Raw genomic sequence first — 2332 nt, forward strand, 5'->3', positions numbered from 1 at the left:
CGCCGGCCACGAGCATCCCGGCGCGCCCGGCGTCCTGGGCGCGCAGGTGCTCCACGGCCGCGGCGGCCTGCTCGGGGCCGGCGACGGCGACGGCGTCGGCGGCGGCGCCCAGGGCGGCGGCCACGGCCTGCTCCCAGCCGCCCTCCACCTCCAGCAGCGCGGCGACCGAGCCCAGCACGCCGGAGACGGCCTCCCCGGCGGCCAGCAGCGCGCCGGCGCCGTCCTTGCGGTCCAGGCCGATCTCCAGGGCCTCCTTGCGCGCGGACCAGCGGGCGCGCTCCTGCGCGGCGGCGCGCTCCTCGGCGCGGGCGGCCTCGTGGGCGGCCTCGGCGCCGGCGAGCTCGGCGGCGGCGGCCTCGTGCTCGGCGTCCAGGCCCTCCTCGCCCTCCTCCACGCCGGCGACCTGCGTCTCCAGCGCGGCGAAGTCGGCCTGGGCGCGCTCGCGGCGCTGCTGGGCGTCGGCCAGGGCGCCGGAGAGGCGCTCCAGCTCCGCCTCGCCGGCCTCCACGCGGCTGCGGGCGGCGGCGACCTGCCCGCCCAGGCGGGCCAGGCCTTCGCGGCGGTCGGCGGCGGCGCGCAGCGCGGCCGCGACGCGGCGGTCCTCCTCGGCGGCGGCGCGGTCGGCCTCGGCGCGGCGGGCCAGGACGTCGTCGAGGGCGGCGCGGTGCTCGCCGGCGCGCCCGGCCAGCTCCGCCTCCTCCGCGCGCACCCGCTGCGCGGAGGCGCTCAGCTCCTCGGGGTCGCGCCGGCCGGTCTGCTCGTCCGGCTCGGCGGCCAGCAGCCGCAGCCGCTCGGCGGCCAGGGCCTGCACGCCGCGCAGCCGCTCGGCCAGGGACTGCAGGCGGTGGTGGGTCTCCACGGCGCGGGCGAGGTCGGGCGCGGCCGCGGCGGCGGCGGCCTCGGCGGCCCGCAGCCGCTCGGACGCCTCGCGCAGGTCGGCCTCGACGCGCTCCTGGCGCTGCTTGAGCGCGGCCTCGTCGGCCTCGTCGCGCTGCAGGGAGCCGGTGGCCTGCACGAGGTCGTCGGCGAGCAGGCGCAGGCGCGCGTCGCGCAGGTCGGCCTGCACCACCTGCGCGCGGCGGGCGGCCTCGGCCTGCCGGCCCAGCGGCTTCAGCTGCCGGCGGATCTCGGTGACGAGGTCGGCGACGCGGGTGAGGTTGACCTCCATCGCGTCGAGCTTGCGCAGCGCCTTCTCCTTGCGGCGGCGGTGCTTCAGGACGCCGGCGGCCTCCTCGATGAACGCCCGGCGCTCCTCCGGCGAGGCGTGCAGGACGGCGTCGATCTGGCCCTGCCCGACGATGACGTGCATCTCGCGGCCGATGCCGGAGTCGGAGAGCAGCTCCTGCACGTCCAGCAGCCGGCACGTCTGGCCGTTGATGGCGTACTCGGAGCCGCCGGTGCGGAACATCGTCCGCGTGATGGTCACCTCGGCGTACTCGATGGGCAGCGCGCCGTCGGAGTTGTCGATGGTGAGGCTGACCTCGGCGCGGCCCAGCTGGGCGCGGCCCTCCGGGCCGGTGGTGCCGGCGAAGATGACGTCCTCCATCTTGCCGCCGCGCAGGCTCTTGGCGCTGTGCTCGCCCATCACCCAGGTCAGGGCGTCCACGACGTTGGACTTGCCCGAGCCGTTCGGGCCGACCACGCACGTGATCCCCGGCTGCAGCCGCAGCGTCGTCGCCGAGGCGAACGACTTGAACCCCTTGAGGGTGAGGGTCTTCAGGTGCACGGGCAGGGAGCCTAACGAGCCGCGCGGACACCGCCGGGCCGCCGCGCCCGGCGGACCGCCCGCGCCGGGGCGCCCGGCCGGGCGGGTGGGACCGGTGGGGCGGTGGGGGCTCAGCGCGTGGTGAAGCCGCTCTCGCCTCGGGCGGGCGCGCGGTGCTCGACCACGGCGGTGACCTCGCCGGGGCGCCCGTGCGCGCTGGGCCGCTCGCGCAGCCGGCGCAGCAGCTCCTGCAGCGCCGGCGCCGGGCCCTCGGCGACGACCTCCACGCGCCCGTCGGCCTTGTTCGCGGCGCGCCCGGCCAGGCCGAGCTCCAGCGCCTGCGAGCGCGTCCACCAGCGGAAGCCGACGCCCTGCACCCGCCCGGAGACGAAGGCGGTCACGCGCTCGGCGGGTCCGCCGGCGCCCTGGGCTGCGGTGCTCGCGTCCACGCGCGCAGCCTAGGAGGCGCTCACCCCAGCCCGAGGCCGCGGGCCAGGCGCCGCCAGGGCCGCGCGCCGGCGCGGTGGCGCCACCAGGCGGACAGCACCGGCACCACGACGCCGGCGGCGCCCCCGGCGAGGGGCACGCACGCCAGCGGGGCGCAGGCGAGCAGGGTCGCGGTCACGG

The 2332-nt window shown here is 79.5% G+C and carries 2 protein-coding genes; both read right to left on the reverse strand.

Going from position 1 to position 2332, the window contains the following annotated elements; all coding sequences use genetic code 11:
• A partial coding sequence (locus GTR00_RS19115; RefSeq protein ID WP_166613147.1) for a chromosome segregation SMC family protein occupies positions 1–1726 on the reverse strand: 1726 nt, incomplete at its 3' end.
• A 110-nt stretch (positions 1727–1836) separates the two neighbouring features.
• The gene (locus tag GTR00_RS19120) at positions 1837–2154 is read right to left on the reverse strand and encodes an acylphosphatase (RefSeq protein ID WP_166613148.1); all 318 of its coding nucleotides are present in this window, start codon (positions 2152–2154) and stop codon (positions 1837–1839) included.
• Between the last annotated feature and the right edge of the window lie 178 nt (positions 2155–2332).

Source organism: Kineococcus indalonis, assembly GCF_009906395.1.
Classification (GTDB): domain Bacteria; phylum Actinomycetota; class Actinomycetes; order Actinomycetales; family Kineococcaceae; genus Kineococcus; species Kineococcus indalonis.